Here is an 18,245-nt window from a genome sequence, read left to right on the forward strand (position 1 = left end):
TAGCTATGTGATAAAAATTGATTACAAAACTGCGATTGGATAAGAACCGAGTACACGAAGTTCTTTCACCATTGGACGAATTTCATCTAAGGCCGCAGCAACATTTGCTTGATCAATATGACCTTCAAGATCAATAAAGAACACATAAGCCCATTTTTCAGGTAAAGCAGGACGTGTTTCAATACTGGTCAAGCTAATCTGATGTTTAGCAAATGGAGCAAGAATTTCCAATAAAGCGCCTGCACGATCATGTGCAGAAATGAGTAATGACGTTTTATCATTACCGCTTTGTGGAATCTTCTCACGACCAATCACAAGGAAACGTGTGGTATTTTCGGGATTATCTTCAATATTGCTATGTAAAATCTCAAGATTGTACATACTTGCTGCAATATCAGATGCAATTGCAGCTGAATGCCATTCATTACGAATACGACGCGCAGCTTCCGCATTTGAGTTTAAAGCAACACGCTCAACACCCGGATAATTCGCATCTAACCATTTGCGGCACTGCGCTAATGTTTGTTGATGCGCATATATCTGCTTAATACTATCTTTTCGTGTATTTTCAGAAATTAAAAACTGATGATGAATTCGTAATTCCACTTCACCAATGACATTTAAAGTTGATGCTTTAAAACAATCAAGGGTATGGTTCACAATTCCTTCGGAAGAATTCTCTACAGGTACAACACCATAATGTGCTCCACCTGCTTCAACTTCACGGAATACTTCATCAATCGTTGGCAATGGACGAACGACTGCATCTTTACCGAAATGTTTTAATACAGCTGAATGTGTATAAGTCCCTTCAGGCCCTAAGAAAGCAATACTTTGCGGTGCTTCTAGTGCTAAACAAGCAGACATAATCTCACGGAATAAGCGAGCCATTGTCGCATCAGAAAGTGGACCCTGATTGCGCTCCATCACTTTACGAAGGACTTGTGCCTCACGTTCAGGACGATAAAACAACGGATTATCTTCAGCTGCAAACTTTGCCTTCGCTACAGCTTCAGCTAAAGAAGCACGACGGTTAAGTAATTCTTGGATTTGTTGATCAACACTATCAATATCGTCGCGAATTTGTTCTAAATTAAGTGAAGTCGATGTGTTTTGTCCATCGTTTACCATTGAATGCAGCCTCAGCAAAATCATCTATAAGAATGGATTACAATTCATCGTTGAATTGTTTATTCGGCTTAGTATAGCAATACTTTCACGCATTAAACACGATGAGTTTTAACTCTTTTTATAAAGATTCTTTATTGATAATGATTTTCATTATATATTAAATTCTTTTAAATTTTATTGTTGTGAACTTAGTCATGTTCAAACTTTTTAGTATTTTGTCTTTCGCTATCATTACAAGCATTCATTCGGCATCTGCTGAAGCAACTTCCGTGAATGAAAAAATAAATGATTCATTCACAAAGACTGAAAATAAACAAAGCTTTGTATTGAAGTCTAAATACACTTCACATGAATATTTAATCCAAGTTGCTGTTCCTACAACGGACACGCCAAAAGATGGCTTTCCAGTACTCTATCTACTGGACGGAAATGCTGCATTTGATAGTGCCACTAACATAGCAAAATCCGTTGGTGCTGGTGCTAATAAATTAGGTTTAAGTCCTGTAGCTGTAATCGCGATTGGTTATCCTAATCAAAGTACATTTGATGTTCAAAAACGCGCTTTAGACTATACCCCGAAAGCTTCTGCAAAATTTCAATCTGAAGCCAAATACAAATACGGTGGAGCAGATCAATTTTTTCAATTTATTGAAAAAGAGCTCAAACCTGAAATCGAGTCACGAATCAACGTAAATACAAAACAACAAAGCCTATTTGGACACTCATTTGGTGGGTTATTTGTACTTCATGCGATATTTACTCAGCCACAAAGCTTTCAACGATACATTGCTGCTAGCCCTTCGTTATGGTTTGATGACTATGTGCTCTTAGAAAAACAAAATGATTGGTTAAATAAAAAAGATAAAACTGCATCGATGATGCTAATGACAACTGTTGGAACACATGAACATCGCAAAAATGCAACTCCTGATCTTCAAGCACAGCAAAAGCAGAGTCACTTTTATCAAAACTTCAAAAACCTACGTACCCAACAGTTTTTATACTGGGACTTCAAACACCCTGCTGAACAACATTTAACAAACATGTACGCAAGCTTACCAAAAGCAATCATGCTTGCTGGTTGTCAGCTAGAAAGTTGTGCGAATTTGTTTGATGAACCGGTACAAGAAAACAATGAGTAAAATTTTTCGGCTTTAATTGACTAAGTTTAGTGAATATCGATTTAACTGCGTGTAGTGGTTGCCTAATGCGGGTTGTAATTGTAGCGATAACTCAACTTACTTCATTATCTATGCAACAGAATGACCAATTGATCCAACGGCCAATTACACACTAAAAATGATAAAAACATTGAGTGTTTAAATGCTTTTAACAAAACATTTAAATCCAAATTTTCATTCTTGCTGAATTGGTTATAATCAAATTTTAAAAGACCAAATAGTAAAAATGAAAATAATAATCTCATTTCCAATGATTGTACTAAGTAGTTTAGGTTTAACAGGCTGTATTGGCTGCTATAACCCAAACGGCTGTGGCCGGGATGCTTCCCCTTATTTTTATACAACCACAACAACCCACGTTCGACATTTAATCGTTCCCTCACAAAGTAAACTCACCTATAAACTGATGGATTCAAAACAAATAGATCAACAATACAAAGCATTAGATGAGAGAAATTTGACTGAAATAGAACTTGCACCAAATACAGCAATGATCTGGGGAGGAATGCCAGTCACAACTTTTTTACAGTTCTTCAATTCCGAGTTTAAAGGCTTTACTGCTTACCGTGTCGTAGACGCTGCCCCAGCGATAAACAATGAGTTTGCTCAGTTATGGAAAAGTTGCGATGATCGCTTAGATGTTCTTTTAAAAGATCCTAACGATTGGTCTTTTAATCCCAAGAACATGGAAATCACGGGTTGTGGTGTAAATATTCAAAAGAGAAGTCAATACAATGATCATTGGCCAAATCAAGATAAAGCTGATGCTTTTCTAATTAAAATAAATCAAGCACTGCAAAAACAACCTAAGCAGCAGAATTATCCTATCGTTATTCTTTCATCAAAATAATCAAAACCAGCCTGCTCTTTTGAACAGGCTGATCTAAGTTAACTAGGCTTTACCAATCAATCCACGAGCTACGATCTCTTTCATGATTTCATTTGTTCCACCGTAAATACGTTGGATACGTGCATCAATGAAGAAACGTGAAATTGGATATTCGGTCATATAACCATAACCACCAAATAACTGTAGTAAATTATCTGCTACTTTCATTTGCATATCAGTACTAAAGCTCTTTAATGCAGCGGCTGTTTCCACATCTAATTTACCTTCCATGTAGAGCTCTACATTTTGGTTATAAAATGCAGCAGTTGCCAATTCATCAATTTTTGCTTGAGCTAAAACAAACCGCGTATTTTGGAATTGCGCAATTGCTTGACCAAACGCTTGGCGTTCTTTGACATAAGCCGTCGCTAAATCAATTGCACCACGAATTGCACCAAGTGCTGTAGAAGCAATTGCAGTACGCTCACGCGGTAATTCTTGCATTAAATAAGCAAAACCAGATCCAGCATTCCCAAGCAATTGATCTTTGGGTACTTTGACGTTATCAAAGAATAATTCAGATGTATCTTGTGAATGCAAACCGATCTTGTCTAAGTTCGTTCCCTTTTTAAAGCCTTCAAGATGTGTGTCTACGAGCATCAAAGACACACCTTTAGCACGCGCTTGCGGGTCTGTTTTCACTGCAAGAACAACTAAATCAGCATGTTGACCATTTGAAATAAAAGTTTTTGAGCCATTAAGAATATAATGATCATCTTGCAAAATTGCACTAGTACGCATTGCTTGTAAGTCAGACCCAGCACCTGGTTCCGTCATCCCAATTGCACCAACAACTTCACCTGAAACCATTTTTGGCAACCAATGCTTTTTCTGTTCTTCTGTAGCAATGTGTTGAATATATGGCGCAGCAATTTCAGAATGACATGAAATAGCTGTTGATAATGCGCAATAGCCTGCACGTGCAGACTCTTCAACTAACATCAATGAATAATGGGTAGGAACACCATAGCCACCGTACTCTTCTGGTACATCTACACACAGAAATCCATTTTCACCTAACAATGTCCAAACTGAACGCGGCATAATGCCTTCGCGTTCCCACTGGTCGTAATGGGGAGCAATATTTTCGCTCATAAAGCGTTTAAAATTATCACGGAAGAGTTCCAAATCTGCATCGTAAGCTAACATCATTATTTCCTTTCGCTTTCTTTGTTTTAAAAATAAGTTCGCCGTCATGCTAATAACTTTTTTTCGAGATGTCATGTCCCGTTTGCATCAAATCACTAGACTCATTCGGTCAATAATTTTGTTTGCAATACGCTTTTCATAACGACAATTGTTTACTGATTAAACAGCTTCTTTCATTTTTTACGCTAAATACGTCACTTTTATGTCATATTGGTTTTAATTCTTAGCTATCGCTTTAAATACGATCATGAACACGAAACGAAATATTTATAAAACCGAAGAACATCCTTTTGCGCAATATGTTCGTATTTTAGGTAAAGGTAAAACTGGCTCTCGTTCACTCAGTTATGATGAAGCCTATCAAGCATTCAGCATGATCCTTAAAAATGAAGTACTTGATGTGCAACTCGGTGCTTTTCTCATGTTACTTCGCGTAAAAGAAGAGTCTGTAGATGAGCTTGCAGGTTTTGTTCAAGCTACTCGTGATCAACTCTCATTTAAACCACTCGAAGTTGACCTAGATTGGTCTTCCTACGCTGGTAAACGCAAACATTATCCGTGGTTCTTATTAGCCGCACTTACTCTCTCTCATCATGGTTACAAAATTGTGATGCATGGTGCATCAGGCCACACTATCAACCGCGTTTATACTGAACAAGTCTTAGAGTACTTGGGCTATACGATTTGCCAAAGTGAACATGATGTACAAAATCAGCTTGCTCAACACAATTTTGCATTTTTACCGCTTGAAGTCATTTCGCCAATTCTCAGTGAGTTGATTTCACTACGTAATGTGATGGGGCTTCGCTCTCCAATTCATACGCTTGCTCGATTGATTAATCCTTTTGATGCTAAAGCGACTTTACAAGCAATTTTCCATCCAGCTTATCGTAGCTCACACCAGCAAACTGCTTTTCGTTTAGGTTATAAAAACAGTGCTGTCATTAAAGGTGAAGGTGGTGAGTTTGAACGTAATCCTGATGCCAAAACGTTAATTTGTGGAATTAAAAGCGGCGAATTATATGAGCACGAATTGCCAAAATTAACACCAGATCGCAGCCCTATTGAAGAAGAACTAGACCTTGCTGTATTTAAAGCAGTTTGGATTGGCGAACAGTCTCATGAATATGGCGAATTGGCAGTCATCGAAACCATGGGAATCGCGTTGTATACCATGGGTGCTGTAAATAGTTATGATGAAGCGATGGAAATGGCGAAAGAGTTATGGAATAGTCGTTCCTAATAAAAAGCAATCCAAAATGATTTATATGCACTAGCTCAAACCTGATCCGACGGGTACCCATTTTTTAGTGTTCCTGTCAGGTTGAGTTTGAGCTAGCACACTTTAAATTAACTATATCTATTATTTCACATAATTCCAAACTTGAGGATCTTGATAGTTTTCATCTATTTTATATCCCTTCTGTTTCGCTTCTTGTTCTGCTTTAGTTCGTGATTGCTTATCTTCGATAAGAGAACTTTGAAATGCTTGTTCAAGCTCGTTAGCTGTCATTTCATCTGAATCTGAAATACTATTAAGCTCATCGTATCGAATTGTTTGAAAACTATAGCGCAACATATATTGTTCTTGATTCGATTCACTTATAGATGTTTGTTGTAATGTAATATCTAAAAGTATGTCATTAGCATAGACTCTATAGCCAATTGATTTTGCAGGAACATGACTTATTACTTTTTTCCACTCATCAAAAGTGAAAATATAAGCAGGATCTATTACCTCTCCGTTTCCCATTACATATTTTAAGTTATCCTCCTTTGCAATTCGAGGAGAAAAACGATAAAAATAATTTTTCCATCCCGCCTGATTAATACGTTTCATCAAATTAACATAAGCAGCATACGCTTGCTCAGGGGAAACAAATTCTTCTTTAGTTAAACCTGCATTAATATCCAAAATTTGGATTCCATCTTCTGATTTTGAAGAAAGTTGACTACCTAAAACTGAAAACACGTTATCCAATATTAAACTGTTCGCTCCATTTTCAATTTTCACCTTACCTAAATTCGGTGGTGAAAAATCTAATGAGTGGAAGCTCATTCCTGCAGGCTGATGATCTACATCTTCTTTGCTATATTTTGAAAAATCCTGAACCCCTTGTGCTCCAAAATGCAAAATATACTCTTGTGGACTATTCATTTCTGAATTCTCATTTAAATTGATGGTAGGCTGACAAGCGGATACGAATAAAGTAAAAAATACTAAGAAAAATAATACTTTAAATTTTTCCATCATTACTATCACTCCCCACTTTAAAACCAGCTTTACTATTCCCCCAACCGGCAATGATCGTTAGCTCCTTTTCCAAGAATTTACGACCTTTTTCATTCTGCATAAGGCGATGATATTTTTCAGCTGCTTTCTGAATCCATTTCATACGGCTATCATAGTTCTCGACTTTTGTTCCATCGATTGGCTCACTATACGCACTTTCAGGTAATTGAGATAATTCGTTTTCAAGTCGCCCCGTATATTGTCCCAGTTTATTTTTCCTAACCACATCCGAGTCATAGTCACTAGATAAAACTAATGTACTTTCTGGTGTTCCTGTCGTACGTTGAATAATAGCTTGACCTTGTACTTTCCAATCTTTCCATACAACTTCCTGTAAAATATTTGACTGTTCTTGCACAGCAATAGTCAAAAGATGTAAAAAAAGATCTTTTGCAGAGGTTTTAAATTTTTTTGTTCTGCAAGACTTTGTTTGAAAACTTGCTCAATAGCCGGTAATTTAGCAAATCCAATCATTATCTCATTTGTGCACTGTAAGTTGCTAATAACAGGGAGACAATTTGACCAAGGTAAATTCATAACCTCCTTTTTAATATGCCTATAATTAGAAACATTTCTCTGAACTTTACATTGATTAAATGAGAAGGATGAAGCACTCCATCCGTAATGCCATGGGGCTATATCCATAAATAGCCATAAGTTACCTTTAGCAAATGAATGTACTGGATCACGTACAAAACCTAAAGGTATCCACTTATATCCATTTCTTGTTAATCCATGTTTAAAAACAGCAGCGACTGTTTTAGATGCAAAAGCCCCTAGACCCATCCAATAGTAGCGCCCTTTTAACTGTTTATTTCCCGAAATCTCTTGCTCTAAATATATTTTTGCATATACAGAGGCTATACGACGTGCTCGGGCTTCATAGCCTGGTTCTAACTTATAAGTATTGGTCTTTTGATCCTGTAAGTTTGACAAACGCATAATGGCTTGCTGTTGATAAATCTCCCAAAAAGTAGAACAGTCACACTGTACTTCTTTACAACTATTCTCAGTCGTATTGGTATTGCTTTGCCACTCTAAACTTCCAGTCATTTTTACTCCTGATCTCCATTAATGTCAGGGTCAACTTGTAAATTGATCCAATTCAACTCCAGCTTAAGCTCTTTTTCTTGTGGTGAATGGATACGCTTAGTCCATCCTTTCTTATTGGTCTGTGCCATAAAAGTTTCATCACCAGAACTAACTTTATAATCCATTTCTTTAAAAGGCTCCCCCGAAGGAAGTGTTAATGCAAACTGTTCATTAAATAACTCTAAGGCTGGTAACCCTTTAATATTTACACCTAATGCCTGACCTGTTTTAAACAAATGCTGCCCGGCCTTCACCTCAAACTTTCCACCTGTGGTCGGGAAAATACCTGAACCATCCAACTTAATCTGAGAACCACCCGCTGTAATCACAATCTCTTTCGGACTAGTGATCTCAATGCGGTCTTCGGTCGAAATAATCTGAATCCCTTGCTTAGCAAGCAAATCCATTCCATCTGACTGTGCCTGAACTTCAAACTTGCCTTTAGCAGCGACCTGCTTAATCCCACTCTGCGCGGCAAACAAGCTGATTCGGTTTTGTGCATGCGTAATCAGATTTTTCTGTGTACTTAAATTGATACTGTCGCCCGCAAAATGGTTGATTTGCCCATCTGCTGATAAATGAATATCTTCATTCGTACTCAGACCAATACCTGCTGGCGAGTTCAACAACAATAATGATTTTTTAAATTGGGCGATTTTTTCTTGAATCTGCTTAGCAAAGTCTTTTAGCTGTTCAATTGACTCAATCTCATCCGTCTGTTGGTTCTTCGCCACTTCACTCAAGGCTTTGGCATTGTTTTGATTGCCTTCCAGCTGTTGCTTGGCAGGTTGGGCATCAAGATGGTCACCTTCAGCTTGCGCTTGGCTATGAGTGGTGATGAGTAAGCCTTCACCTGCTCGTACTGCACCCCATTGGTCAGTGCGCAGTTCAAATCCCTCTCCACGGTCTTCGCTTTCTGCGGTTGCTTTAGGGTGACTCAGTTTGCCGAGGTTGAGTTGACTGGCAGCATGACTGCTTTGCAGTTGCGCACTGATCTGACCTGTAGTGTCATCAAAGCGCAATTGGTTAAAACCTTCTCCTTGGACTTCTTTAGATTTGATCCCTGCCAGTTTCTTGGTGTCTGGGAGCTTGCCTGCATTGTCAAACTTGGTCGGGCTGCGTTGTGCCTCATGAATGCGCCCAACCACAAACGGTCGGTCAATGTTGCCATCAAAGAAGTCGATCACCACGATTTCATCAATGCGGGGGAGGAAGCGTGCGCCATAGCCTTCTCCTGCCCATGGGGTCAGAACATCGACCCAAGCTGAATCGGTGTCGTTGTCATTGGTGCCTGCGCCTCCATCATGTTCATGGTCTTCATTTCTTGTGAACAGAAAGCGGACTTTTATGCGCCCCCATTCATCCACATGGATTTCTTCGCCGCTTGGCCCAACCACTTTAGCGCGTTGAGGGTGTACTGTGGGCCGGTGTTGCTGTGGATGATATTCAGGGACTGTTTTGATACTACGGCGTTGTAAGGTCAGTGTATTGGCTTGGCGTTCTTCTGTATTGGTTTTGGTAGTGGTATTTTGCCAATGGCTTTGTTGTAGCAATTGGTTAATTTGCTGATTCAAGTCTTTGGGAAGGTTGTTTTGGTTATAGTAGCTTTTGCCTGTAATCAGAAATTCTTGGTCTGATCCACTGTGTTGGTCTATTTCAGGGTGTTCGATGAGTTGAAACCAGTAGCCGACTTGTGTATCTCGTACCGTGCTTTGAGCGGTGAAGTATTTGGATTGTAGGTCGTAATAGTGTCCTAAGTTTTGGTTAAACTTTTCGATTTGTGAGTTGCCTGATGCGGTTGCTCCATCTTCTCCATTGAGGTCTTGCATCCAGGCTGGGCTAAAGTGCCATGCATCTTCTAAGCCGAGGCTGGCATTGTCGTAGTGTGCACTATGTTGATGGGTACTTTGAACGCTGCCTGCACCCTGTTCTTGTTCCAGTGCATCAGCTTGCCAGCGTTGGATATGTACACTGTTGGGTTGCAGTGAGCGTTGTCCTATCAAACTGGTCATACTGTCGTATTGTTCTGTGGCACTACTGCGATGGTAGCGAATCTGGCGACGTGCTAAAGCTTGGTATTGGCTATTGTCATCAATCAGACGGAGTTTTTGCGGTTGAATCGCTGCACTGCTGTTCGGTACGATCAGTTGTGCTTCATCAATCAGCCAGTTGATGCCTTCACTACGTAGTAGTCGAGTTAAGAACTCATAGTCCGTTTCGTTGTGTTGCATGATAAAGGGACAGATGTCATCGTTCTGACTGAGTCCGCTTAAATCAAGGCTTAGGCTCGCAGCGAAGAGTGGGCTTTTTTGTTGCCATTCTTTAAAGACAATCTCAATAACTTCAACCACAGTTTTATTCATAAACACACGGCTATTGCGGCGTTTTTTCCAAAGTGTGGTGGGGTCTTCAAGTGTGAGTTTATAGAGGCTTAAACTACCGTCGGATTGGCCTTGTAGGGCTTGAATAATAATCCCTGTGGTACGGAATAATTGTCCTGAGTCGGTGACTTGGTCAACTGCGACTTTGCTACCAATGAATTGTTTTAATGGAATCGTAGCATCAGTAGATAAGCAAATCAGTTCAGCACGAATGCCTTGATTGATTTCATGTTGCCCATCTATACGTTGTAAAAAGACCTGAGCATTTAATATCGGATTGGAAAATTGAATATGGATGGCACGTTTTTGTGGGGTGATGCCTAATTGATCTAATGCGCGAAATATATTATTCAACATCTCTTGTTATTTAATATTGACTTAAATTTCGCGCATTCTATAAACCATAGACTAATCTGTCTATATTTTTAATGTTACTTTATTGCAACCATTTAAACATTATATTGATTAATTGAATTGTTATTTAACTGCACAGAAAAAAGCCCAGTCATCACTGGGCTTTTTAAATTAAACAAACCGAATCGGCTTAAATTCAGGTTCATCTTTGTGATGATCATCATCACACTCTTCACCTTCTTCTTTCGTACCACGGTCAATATAACCACTACGCTGTTCTTTCGGTAAATTTTCCATTTCCCAAGCATAAACAGCTTGCATACAAATTTCGCGTTGCTCTTTTGTCAAAGCCACACCATTTGGCCATTTACCAATTTCAACAGCAGTTTTTAAGCGCTCAACAATCTCAGGATTTAAAATAGCGAGCATTTGTTCAATATTCATGATTCATCCTGTTGAAAAGATTCAAAATCTTGATTCCAACCCAGTTTAGTACGGCAAGCCATATAAAAGTCATAACCAGGCGGATGTAATAAGCTAAGTTTAAACGGATGTTTGCGAATATGCACGGTGTCACCAACATTTAGTGCAACACTGTGTTGTCCATCAGCACTTACCATTGGCAAAACACGATTCTCACGAATTGTAATTTTGATTTCACTTTGACCACCAACCACAATTGGACGAGATGACAATGTGTGAGGGTGCATTGGAACAAGAGCAATTGCATCCATGCTTGGGTGTAGAATCGGCCCACCACCCGACAACGCATAAGCTGTTGAACCAGTAGGTGTTGAAACAATTAAACCATCACTGTGCTGACGATACACATATTGGCCATCGATATTCAAATCAAAATCAAGCATGTGTACTGATTTACCCGAATGCAATACCACGTCATTGAGTGCAATTGCATCATAAATCGTTTCACCATTCGTCCGAACTTCCATTTCTAATAAGAAACGGCGATCGAGCTGGAATTGACCTTGTAATACCTGATCAAGTTTAAAAATGGCTTCAGCAGGTTTTATATCAGTTAAAAAACCTAAACGACCACGGTTAATACCAATGACAGGCGTACTGTAGCGAACCAACGCACGCGCAGCATGTAATAGAGAACCATCCCCGCCAACAACAATCACTAGATCAACAACTTCACCCAGCAAGTTACGACTTACTGTTTGACCATGACTATAAGGTACAAGTTTTGCAGTTTCTTGGTCAAAAACTGGATTTAAGCCTAAAGTGATCAAATGATCATGAATTAAACATAACGTTTCTACTACAGAATATTTATCTGGTCGCCCAATTAGACCAATATTTCGAAAGGATTTATGGGAAATTTGCACGAATAATTCAGCTCCGCTGCGATTCCTGACTATCATATCATTAACAATCAATGTTGCGTTGATGATTGATTAAAAAGTATAAAAATGTCTATCCGTTGTTTTTTTATACGATTAATGTCAACGAATTCTTAAAGTTTTTATTGCATGTTGCTATTTATTCACAGTTTTATGATTGCAAATTACTGACAAGCTATCGCATCATTACCACCATTGTTTTGGTTTTAACGCAAATCTATGAAGTTTGAACGTGGTATTGGTTTTCTAGCACTTTTATTTTCAATTTTAGTGATCGGTGTTTTTATTGCCTTTAGTATCTATTTGATCCGTTTAGATAATATCATTCGGGACAAGTTTGAAGGTAAGCGTTGGGATATCCCTGCAAAGGTATTTGCTCGGCCTTTAGAGATCTATGCGAATGCACCAATCACTCAAGATAATTTCACCCAAGAATTGAAATTGCTCGGCTACAAAAACACAGCGAATTACGACAAATCAGGTAGCTATGTTGTTCAAGGCAACCAAATGTATGTTCATACACGCGGTTTTGACTATGGTGATAGTACCGACCCTGAACAAGTATTAGAACTTGCTTTCAATGATGGTCAAGTGAGTGATGTACGCTCAACCAAGCCATCAAATACGGGGATCGCACGCTTAGAGCCATTATTGATTGGGGGAATTTATCCTCAGCATAATGAAGACCGTGTTCTGATTAAATTAAACAAAGTCCCTAAAACACTCATAGAAGCGTTAATTTCAACCGAAGATCGTAATTTTTATCATCATCATGGTATTTCGATTCGTGGTACTGCCCGTGCAGTAGTTAGCAATATCACAGGTGGTCGACGTCAAGGTGGTTCTACATTAACTCAACAGTTGGTCAAGAATTTTTATCTTTCACCTGAAAAAACATTGAAGCGTAAGGTGAATGAAGCATTAATGGCTTTGTTAATTGAGTTGCACTACAGCAAAGATGAAATCCTTGAGGCTTATTTAAATGAAGTAAATCTCGGTCAAAATGGTAACTATTCAATTAATGGCTACGGTTTGGCTTCACAGTTTTATTTTGGTTTACCCTTACGTGAGTTAAATGTTTCACAACAAGCTTTTTTAGTCGGCTTAGTTCAAGGTCCTTCTTTATACAACCCTTGGCGTAATCCTGAATCAGCAAAAAAACGTCGTGATGTCGTGCTCAATAACATGTTAGTGATGGGCTATCTCACTGAAGCAGAATACCAAGATGAAATTGCTCGTCCTTTAAATGTAGTAAGTAAGCCAACTTTAGGGCCAGCAAAATTCCCTGATTTCCTTGACATCGTTCGTCGTCAATTGCGTACTGAATATCAAGAAAGTGACATTACCAATCAAGGTTTAAGAATTTTTACAACACTTGATCCTATCGCACAAACACAGGTTCAAAACTCATTCAAGAGTACAGTTGAACGTTTAGCAAAGAATAATCCTGCTCGCTTAAAGAACCTACAAGGTGCTGTGCTTGTTGCACATCCAGAAAATGGTGAAATCATTGCAGCAGTTGGTTCAACCCAAGACTTTACAGGCTTTAACCGTACTTTAGATGCCAAACGCCAAGTAGGTTCATTATTGAAACCTATTATTTATCTCAATGCGATTGAGTCTGGTCGCTATACATGGGCTAGCCCGATTGAAGATAGCGCTGTAAATATTCCTATTGATGGCGATAAGAGTTGGACACCAAAGAACTATAGTGGCGGTGAACACGGTGTTGTTCCAATGCAACAAGCGCTAGCAAACTCATATAACCTATCAACAGTTCGTTTGGCGAATGAATTTGGTCTTGCTGCATTTAGTAATAAATTGCGACAATTCGGTGTTAGCTCGGATATTCCAGCCTACCCTTCTATCTACCTTGGTGCTGTGAATATGTCACCGATGGAAGTCCTGAGCGTATACGGCAACTTTGCAACGGGTGGCTTTAAATATCCGCCACGCTCGATCCGTACAGTTGTTGATGCTAAAGGTCGCCTACTTGATCGTTATGGTTTAAACGTTCAACAAACCATTGATCCAGCTGCTGCCTATATTCTGAATTATGGTTTACAACAAGTCATGCGTTCAGGTACAGGTCGCTCAGCCTATAACAGCCTTCCTGAAACACTCAATCTTGCAGGTAAATCAGGTACAACTAACGATACCCGTGACTCATGGTTTGCTGGTTACTCTGGTAATAATCTTGCAGTTGTATGGTTAGGGTTGGATGATAACAAAGTGACAGGTTTAACGGGTTCATCAGGTGCTTTACCTGTTTGGATTAATGTGATGAAGCAGCTACGTCAAGAACCAGTCAACCTACGTCAAACAGATAATGTTCAGTGGCAATGGATTGATAGCGCAACTGGCGATTTATCTGCTCAAGGCTGTGATGGTGCAATGTATATTCCACTATTACGACAAACCGTTCCACGTCGTGCAACAGTATGTGGTCAATCACATTATCAAGTTGAGCCGACTTATATTCCTCAAACTGATGAAAATCAGGATTATGATCACAATGATGGCATCACTAACTATATTCGAGAAAGTGAAAACCAAATGGATGCTGACCTGAACAATCACACAGCTCCAAGCCGCGTTATTTCAAGCGGTAGTTACAACGGTGACAACTAAATCTACAAGGATGTTTTTAGTATGATGAAGAAAATTACATTGATTATTGGTGCATTAGTTCTTGCAGGCTGTACAGCTGCACCTGAAAGAACAACCAAACCACCAACACACTCAACGCAAAATAAGACTCAAAAGAAGAAAGTTGAACAACCTTCTTCTGGCGTCAAAATTACGCCTTATGAGCAGAAAGAAATTAAACGTCAAAATGTGCCTGTGATAGTTCCTGAGCAAAAAGTTCAACAGAAGTTTAATGACGGAAGCCAACTTCCAGCTTTTAGAAACTTGATGCAAAAGACTCAAACAGCCTTTAAACAACGCAAATATGCTGAGGCTGAGCGTTATGCACTTCAAGCACAACGCATCGCCCCACAAGCTTCTGAAACCTATTTGTATCTAGGCTTAATTGCCGAACAGAATAAGGAATATGCAAATGCAGAAGCCTTAGCACGTCGTGGTTTAAGCTATGCTCAAAGCAATGCGATGAAAAAACAACTTTGGTTAATCGTATTACGTGCGAGTCAAGCACGTAATCATCCCGTCAAAGCACAAGAAGCCAAGAAAGCAATTCAGTCACTTTAGTTTATACAATTGAATTAAATTGACTTATTCCCGCAAGCCCATAAGCGTGATGTTTCTGGGCTTGTTCTATATCTGTTGGCGCAATACCACCAAGTGCAAAAACTGGAATATCACTTTTCTGCGCCAATTCAGAGAAATTATCCCAGCCTAAAACCTTCGTATCTGGATGTGTTGCTGTCGCATTTACAGGGCTAAGCAGGATTGCATCACAACCTAAATGATGTGCATGTTGAATTGATACCGCATCATGGCATGCAGCTAAAAAACGTTTTCCAATATTTAGATCACCTTTACATAAACTCATAAGTTGAGATTGTTTTAGATGAATGGTTGTGATTTTGCCTTTCAACTCTGTATTTAATAAGTGCTGCCAGATATCAAAATTAATGACTAGCTTAGCTAACTGCTGATCATCTAATTCAAGCAATTGTTGTTCAATTTTCTTTATATCTGTTAATTCTGGCCGCCAGTAAAATAAACTTGCTTGTTGTGGTAAAGCGGATAATTCATGATTTATTTTTATCAAATGTGGCCAAATCAAACGATCTAAAATTGCAGCATTTGCTTTTGGAAAGTTTAGTTCTGCGAGTTGATCACGATTAAACCATGTCCACGGCTGATGAATTAAGTTAAGTAATTCATCAGGTACATAAGTATGGAATAAATGTAAATTTACGATAATGTCATCATACTCATGAGATATCTCATCAAATTTATGCCAATCTTTTAAACCAATTCCAACCTCCTCATAAATTTCTCGTCTACAAGCTTGTTCAGGTGTTTCCCCCTTTTCTACCTTTCCACCAGGAAATTCGTGCTTATTTCCCTGATGCTGATTCGCTTGTCTCCAACCCACTAATACTTTGGATTTGTGTAATAAAATTGCGATTGCAACATCAACTGTAGCTTTTGCCATAACAGTCTAAAATCTCTCATCTTTTCCAGTTGATTTTAAGTAATTAAAACAATCTTTCCCATGCCATTTTAGGAAATAAATAAATCATTTTGTAAATTATAAAAATTTCCGTTGACAGGCCTATTCGATAATGATTATCATTTAAAACATTAAGAAATACACCACGGAGCATAACAAATGAACGCACCATTTAACTTATTTACTCGCAGCACTGATGCAGCTCAATCGCTACCAATGCTACATTCAAATAACCTTTTTGCTTTAGGACGTGAAATTAGAATTATGCATGCAGGTGAAGAATATCGTTTACGGTTAACTCGAAATAACCGTTTGATTTTAACGAAGTAATATAATAATAACCGAATAAGAATAAACGTGGGAATAGCAGTATGTCAGCGCGTACTGCTCTTTTTGTTTTGCTTAAAATTTTATCAATATGATCTCCACATTTGAAAACCATATCGATCATTTAACTCACAATTAACTTAAAGGTACAATCCTTAATACTTCTTCTAAAGTCGTGACTCCTTCAATGACTTTACGCGCACCTGCAATTCTCAAAGGTTCAATGCCCTCTTTCTTCGCTCTCGCTCTTAACTCATCAAGCGTGCCATTTGCACTAATCAATGATTTTAGCTCCAAGCTCACAGGCATAAACTCATAGATACCCACACGACCTTTGTAACCTGTTTGACGACAAACTTCACAGCCTACAGCCTTATACATTGTCGTTGGCATTTCCATGATGTAGTCAAAGGTGAGATGTTCCCACTCTTGCTCATTCATTTGTGTTTCTTGCTTACAGTGTGGGCATAAACGGCGTACCAAACGCTGTGCTAATACACCTAAAATGGTCGCTGCAGTTAAAAATGGCTGAACACCCAGATCATGTAAACGGGTAAGACTTGATGGTGCATCATTGGTATGCAAGGTTGATAAGACCAAATGTCCTGTTAATGCTGCTTGAATTGCCATATTCGCAGTGTCATGGTCACGAATCTCACCTACCATAATAATGTCAGGATCTTGACGCATTAAAGCTCGCACACCATCTGCAAAACCAAGTTCAATATTTGGATTGACCTGCATTTGGTTAAAACTTGGCTCTAACATCTCGATCGGATCTTCAATCGTACAGACATTGACTTGTTCTGTTGCCAACTGTTTTAAGGATGAATATAAAGTCGTAGTCTTACCTGAACCCGTAGGCCCAGTCACCAGAATGATGCCATGACTATGCTGAGTGAGCGATTGCCAGCTTTGTAACAAATGACCTTCAAACCCAAGTTGTTGGAAACTGCGTACCAACACTTCAGGGTCAAAAATACGCATTACAAGCTTTTCACCAAAAGCTGTTGGCAAAGTAGAAAGACGTAATTCTGTTTCTTGGCCTTTAGGTGTCCTTGTTTTTAAACGGCCATCTTGCGGTTTGCGTTTTTCCGCGACATTCATACGTCCTAAAATTTTAATACGCGAAATCACAGCCGTAAGCGTATTTGCAGGCATGTTATAGATAGTATGTAATACACCATCGATACGGAAACGAACTTTCCCTTTGTCTTTCCTTGGCTCCAAATGAATATCACTAGCACCTTGTTCAAAAGCAAATTGCAACACCCAATCTACAAGTTTGACAATATGCTGATCATTTGCATCAGGGTTTTGTGTATCCCCTAATTGTAATAATGCCTCAACCCCTTTATTTTCACGATCATACAGATTTGCATTTTGTGATGAATTAACAGCACGACTCACTTGGTAATATTCCACCAAATAACGCTGTAATTGTTCTGGGCTCAGTAAAACTGCTTCAATCTTTTTCGGCGCTAAACTTCGTTCTAAGTTATTTTTCCATTCCAATGAAAACGGTTGGCTTGTACCAATCAGAAGTTTTTCAGCATGAACTTCTACCGCCAAAATATGGTTACGTACAGCAAATTCTTGTGACATAACGCTGGTTAATGCAGTCACGTCGGCTTTTAGTGGATCAATCACATATAAAGGAATTTGTGCTTTTTCAGCAAGCCATTGGCATAAGCGATTTAGTGTTAAGTTTGTAGCAGGATTTACTTGATCTTTTAGATTAAAACTCGCAATCCATTGTAATGGATGCCATTTCAACTGATCTTTTTGACGGTGTGTTGTTTGAATTAACAACTTGTCACGCTCTGTAATACGTCCGTCTTTTTGTAATTGTTCTAAACACCAAAATATATCGATTTCAAAGTTAAACGTCATTGTTATACCCCAATTAAGCACTATACTATAACAGAGTTTTCTTGAAA

At 38.8% G+C, this 18,245-nt stretch carries 14 protein-coding genes and 1 pseudogene; 6 read left to right on the forward strand and 9 right to left on the reverse strand.

Annotation, left to right across the window (positions count from 1 at the left end; genetic code table 11):
- Positions 1-21: 21 nt before the first annotated feature.
- On the reverse strand, positions 22-1,131 hold the full coding sequence (gene pheA / locus ACT4_RS10160) for a prephenate dehydratase (RefSeq protein WP_007481976.1): 1,110 nt from the start codon (positions 1,129-1,131) through the stop codon (positions 22-24).
- Between the two features lie 194 nt (positions 1,132-1,325).
- Between pheA and ACT4_RS10165 the strand changes: the two genes are divergently transcribed.
- Positions 1,326-2,273 (forward strand): alpha/beta hydrolase, encoded by a 948-nt coding sequence (locus ACT4_RS10165; RefSeq protein ID WP_034604925.1) that lies wholly within the window; start codon positions 1,326-1,328, stop codon positions 2,271-2,273.
- A gap of 265 nt (positions 2,274-2,538) precedes the next feature.
- The gene (locus tag ACT4_RS10170) at positions 2,539-3,162 is read left to right on the forward strand and encodes a hypothetical protein (protein WP_034604927.1); all 624 of its coding nucleotides are present in this window, start codon (positions 2,539-2,541) and stop codon (positions 3,160-3,162) included.
- A gap of 42 nt (positions 3,163-3,204) precedes the next feature.
- Here ACT4_RS10170 and ACT4_RS10175 read toward each other — a convergent pair whose 3' ends face one another.
- Positions 3,205-4,350 carry an acyl-CoA dehydrogenase family protein gene (locus tag ACT4_RS10175; RefSeq protein WP_004879976.1) on the reverse strand — a complete coding sequence of 382 codons (1,146 nt, stop codon included), beginning with the start codon at positions 4,348-4,350 and terminating at the stop codon, positions 3,205-3,207.
- A 247-nt stretch (positions 4,351-4,597) separates the two neighbouring features.
- On the opposite strand from ACT4_RS10175, the gene ACT4_RS10180 reads away from it, so the two are divergent.
- A complete protein-coding gene (locus ACT4_RS10180; RefSeq protein ID WP_007481980.1) occupies positions 4,598-5,593 on the forward strand; it encodes a glycosyl transferase family protein in 996 nt (331 codons plus the stop codon).
- A gap of 120 nt (positions 5,594-5,713) precedes the next feature.
- On the opposite strand, the gene ACT4_RS10185 is transcribed toward ACT4_RS10180, so the two are convergent.
- The 5 genes and pseudogenes from ACT4_RS10185 to ACT4_RS10205 form a co-directional block, all read right to left on the reverse strand.
- Positions 5,714-6,604 carry a hypothetical protein gene (locus ACT4_RS10185; protein WP_007481981.1) on the reverse strand — a complete coding sequence of 297 codons (891 nt, stop codon included), beginning with the start codon at positions 6,602-6,604 and terminating at the stop codon, positions 5,714-5,716.
- A pseudogene (locus ACT4_RS10190) lies at positions 6,588-7,696 on the reverse strand (DUF2515 family protein). The gene ACT4_RS10185 and the pseudogene ACT4_RS10190 overlap by 17 nt, the downstream one beginning before the upstream one ends.
- Before the next feature lie 2 nt (positions 7,697-7,698).
- Positions 7,699-10,473 carry a type VI secretion system Vgr family protein gene (locus ACT4_RS10195; RefSeq protein WP_007481987.1) on the reverse strand — a complete coding sequence of 925 codons (2,775 nt, stop codon included), beginning with the start codon at positions 10,471-10,473 and terminating at the stop codon, positions 7,699-7,701.
- Between the two features lie 168 nt (positions 10,474-10,641).
- Positions 10,642-10,914 carry a YeaC family protein gene (locus ACT4_RS10200; protein WP_007481989.1) on the reverse strand — a complete coding sequence of 91 codons (273 nt, stop codon included), beginning with the start codon at positions 10,912-10,914 and terminating at the stop codon, positions 10,642-10,644.
- A complete protein-coding gene (locus ACT4_RS10205; RefSeq protein WP_004879991.1) occupies positions 10,911-11,819 on the reverse strand; it encodes an NAD(+) kinase in 909 nt (302 codons plus the stop codon). Before ACT4_RS10205 ends, ACT4_RS10200 begins: the two co-directional genes overlap by 4 nt.
- 234 nt (positions 11,820-12,053) lie before the next feature.
- Here ACT4_RS10205 and mrcB point away from each other — a divergent pair, with 234 nt between their 5' ends.
- A complete protein-coding gene (gene mrcB / locus ACT4_RS10215) occupies positions 12,054-14,465 on the forward strand; it encodes a penicillin-binding protein 1B (RefSeq protein WP_007481992.1) in 2,412 nt (803 codons plus the stop codon).
- A gap of 21 nt (positions 14,466-14,486) precedes the next feature.
- Positions 14,487-15,044, forward strand: a complete 558-nt coding sequence (locus tag ACT4_RS10220) for a tetratricopeptide repeat protein (protein WP_007481994.1) — start codon at positions 14,487-14,489, stop codon at positions 15,042-15,044.
- A gap of 1 nt (position 15,045) precedes the next feature.
- On the opposite strand, the gene ACT4_RS10225 is transcribed toward ACT4_RS10220, so the two are convergent.
- Positions 15,046-15,960, reverse strand: a complete 915-nt coding sequence (locus ACT4_RS10225) for an NUDIX domain-containing protein (RefSeq protein WP_007481996.1) — start codon at positions 15,958-15,960, stop codon at positions 15,046-15,048.
- A gap of 177 nt (positions 15,961-16,137) precedes the next feature.
- Here ACT4_RS10225 and hemP point away from each other — a divergent pair, with 177 nt between their 5' ends.
- Entirely contained in the window at positions 16,138-16,308 is a 171-nt protein-coding gene (hemP, locus tag ACT4_RS10230; protein WP_004661888.1) for a hemin uptake protein HemP, read from the forward strand.
- A gap of 132 nt (positions 16,309-16,440) precedes the next feature.
- Here the strand turns inward: hemP and ACT4_RS10235 are convergent, their stop codons facing one another.
- Positions 16,441-18,198, reverse strand: coding sequence for a GspE/PulE family protein (locus ACT4_RS10235; RefSeq protein WP_004879999.1), 1,758 nt, complete (start codon positions 18,196-18,198; stop codon positions 16,441-16,443).
- Positions 18,199-18,245: the final 47 nt, after the last annotated feature.

Source organism: Acinetobacter sp. NBRC 100985 (assembly GCF_000241225.1).
GTDB lineage: Bacteria > Pseudomonadota > Gammaproteobacteria > Pseudomonadales > Moraxellaceae > Acinetobacter > Acinetobacter venetianus.

Excerpts from the sequence above, each read along its gene's own strand:
- ACT4_RS10225 (WP_007481996.1), bottom strand. The coding sequence starts at position 15,960 with ATGGCAAAAGCTACAGTTGATGTTGCAATCGCAATTTTATTACACAAA.
- mrcB (WP_007481992.1), top strand. The coding sequence starts at position 12,054 with ATGAAGTTTGAACGTGGTATTGGTTTTCTAGCACTTTTATTTTCAATT.
- ACT4_RS10170 (WP_034604927.1), top strand. The coding sequence starts at position 2,539 with ATGAAAATAATAATCTCATTTCCAATGATTGTACTAAGTAGTTTAGGT.
- pheA (WP_007481976.1), bottom strand. The coding sequence starts at position 1,131 with ATGGTAAACGATGGACAAAACACATCGACTTCACTTAATTTAGAACAA.
- ACT4_RS10165 (WP_034604925.1), top strand. The coding sequence starts at position 1,326 with ATGTTCAAACTTTTTAGTATTTTGTCTTTCGCTATCATTACAAGCATT.
- hemP (WP_004661888.1), top strand. The coding sequence starts at position 16,138 with ATGAACGCACCATTTAACTTATTTACTCGCAGCACTGATGCAGCTCAA.
- ACT4_RS10195 (WP_007481987.1), bottom strand. The coding sequence starts at position 10,473 with ATGTTGAATAATATATTTCGCGCATTAGATCAATTAGGCATCACCCCA.
- ACT4_RS10175 (WP_004879976.1), bottom strand. The coding sequence starts at position 4,350 with ATGTTAGCTTACGATGCAGATTTGGAACTCTTCCGTGATAATTTTAAA.
- ACT4_RS10220 (WP_007481994.1), top strand. The coding sequence starts at position 14,487 with ATGATGAAGAAAATTACATTGATTATTGGTGCATTAGTTCTTGCAGGC.
- ACT4_RS10200 (WP_007481989.1), bottom strand. The coding sequence starts at position 10,914 with ATGAATATTGAACAAATGCTCGCTATTTTAAATCCTGAGATTGTTGAG.
- ACT4_RS10180 (WP_007481980.1), top strand. The coding sequence starts at position 4,598 with ATGAACACGAAACGAAATATTTATAAAACCGAAGAACATCCTTTTGCG.
- ACT4_RS10185 (WP_007481981.1), bottom strand. The coding sequence starts at position 6,604 with ATGATGGAAAAATTTAAAGTATTATTTTTCTTAGTATTTTTTACTTTA.
- ACT4_RS10235 (WP_004879999.1), bottom strand. The coding sequence starts at position 18,198 with ATGACGTTTAACTTTGAAATCGATATATTTTGGTGTTTAGAACAATTA.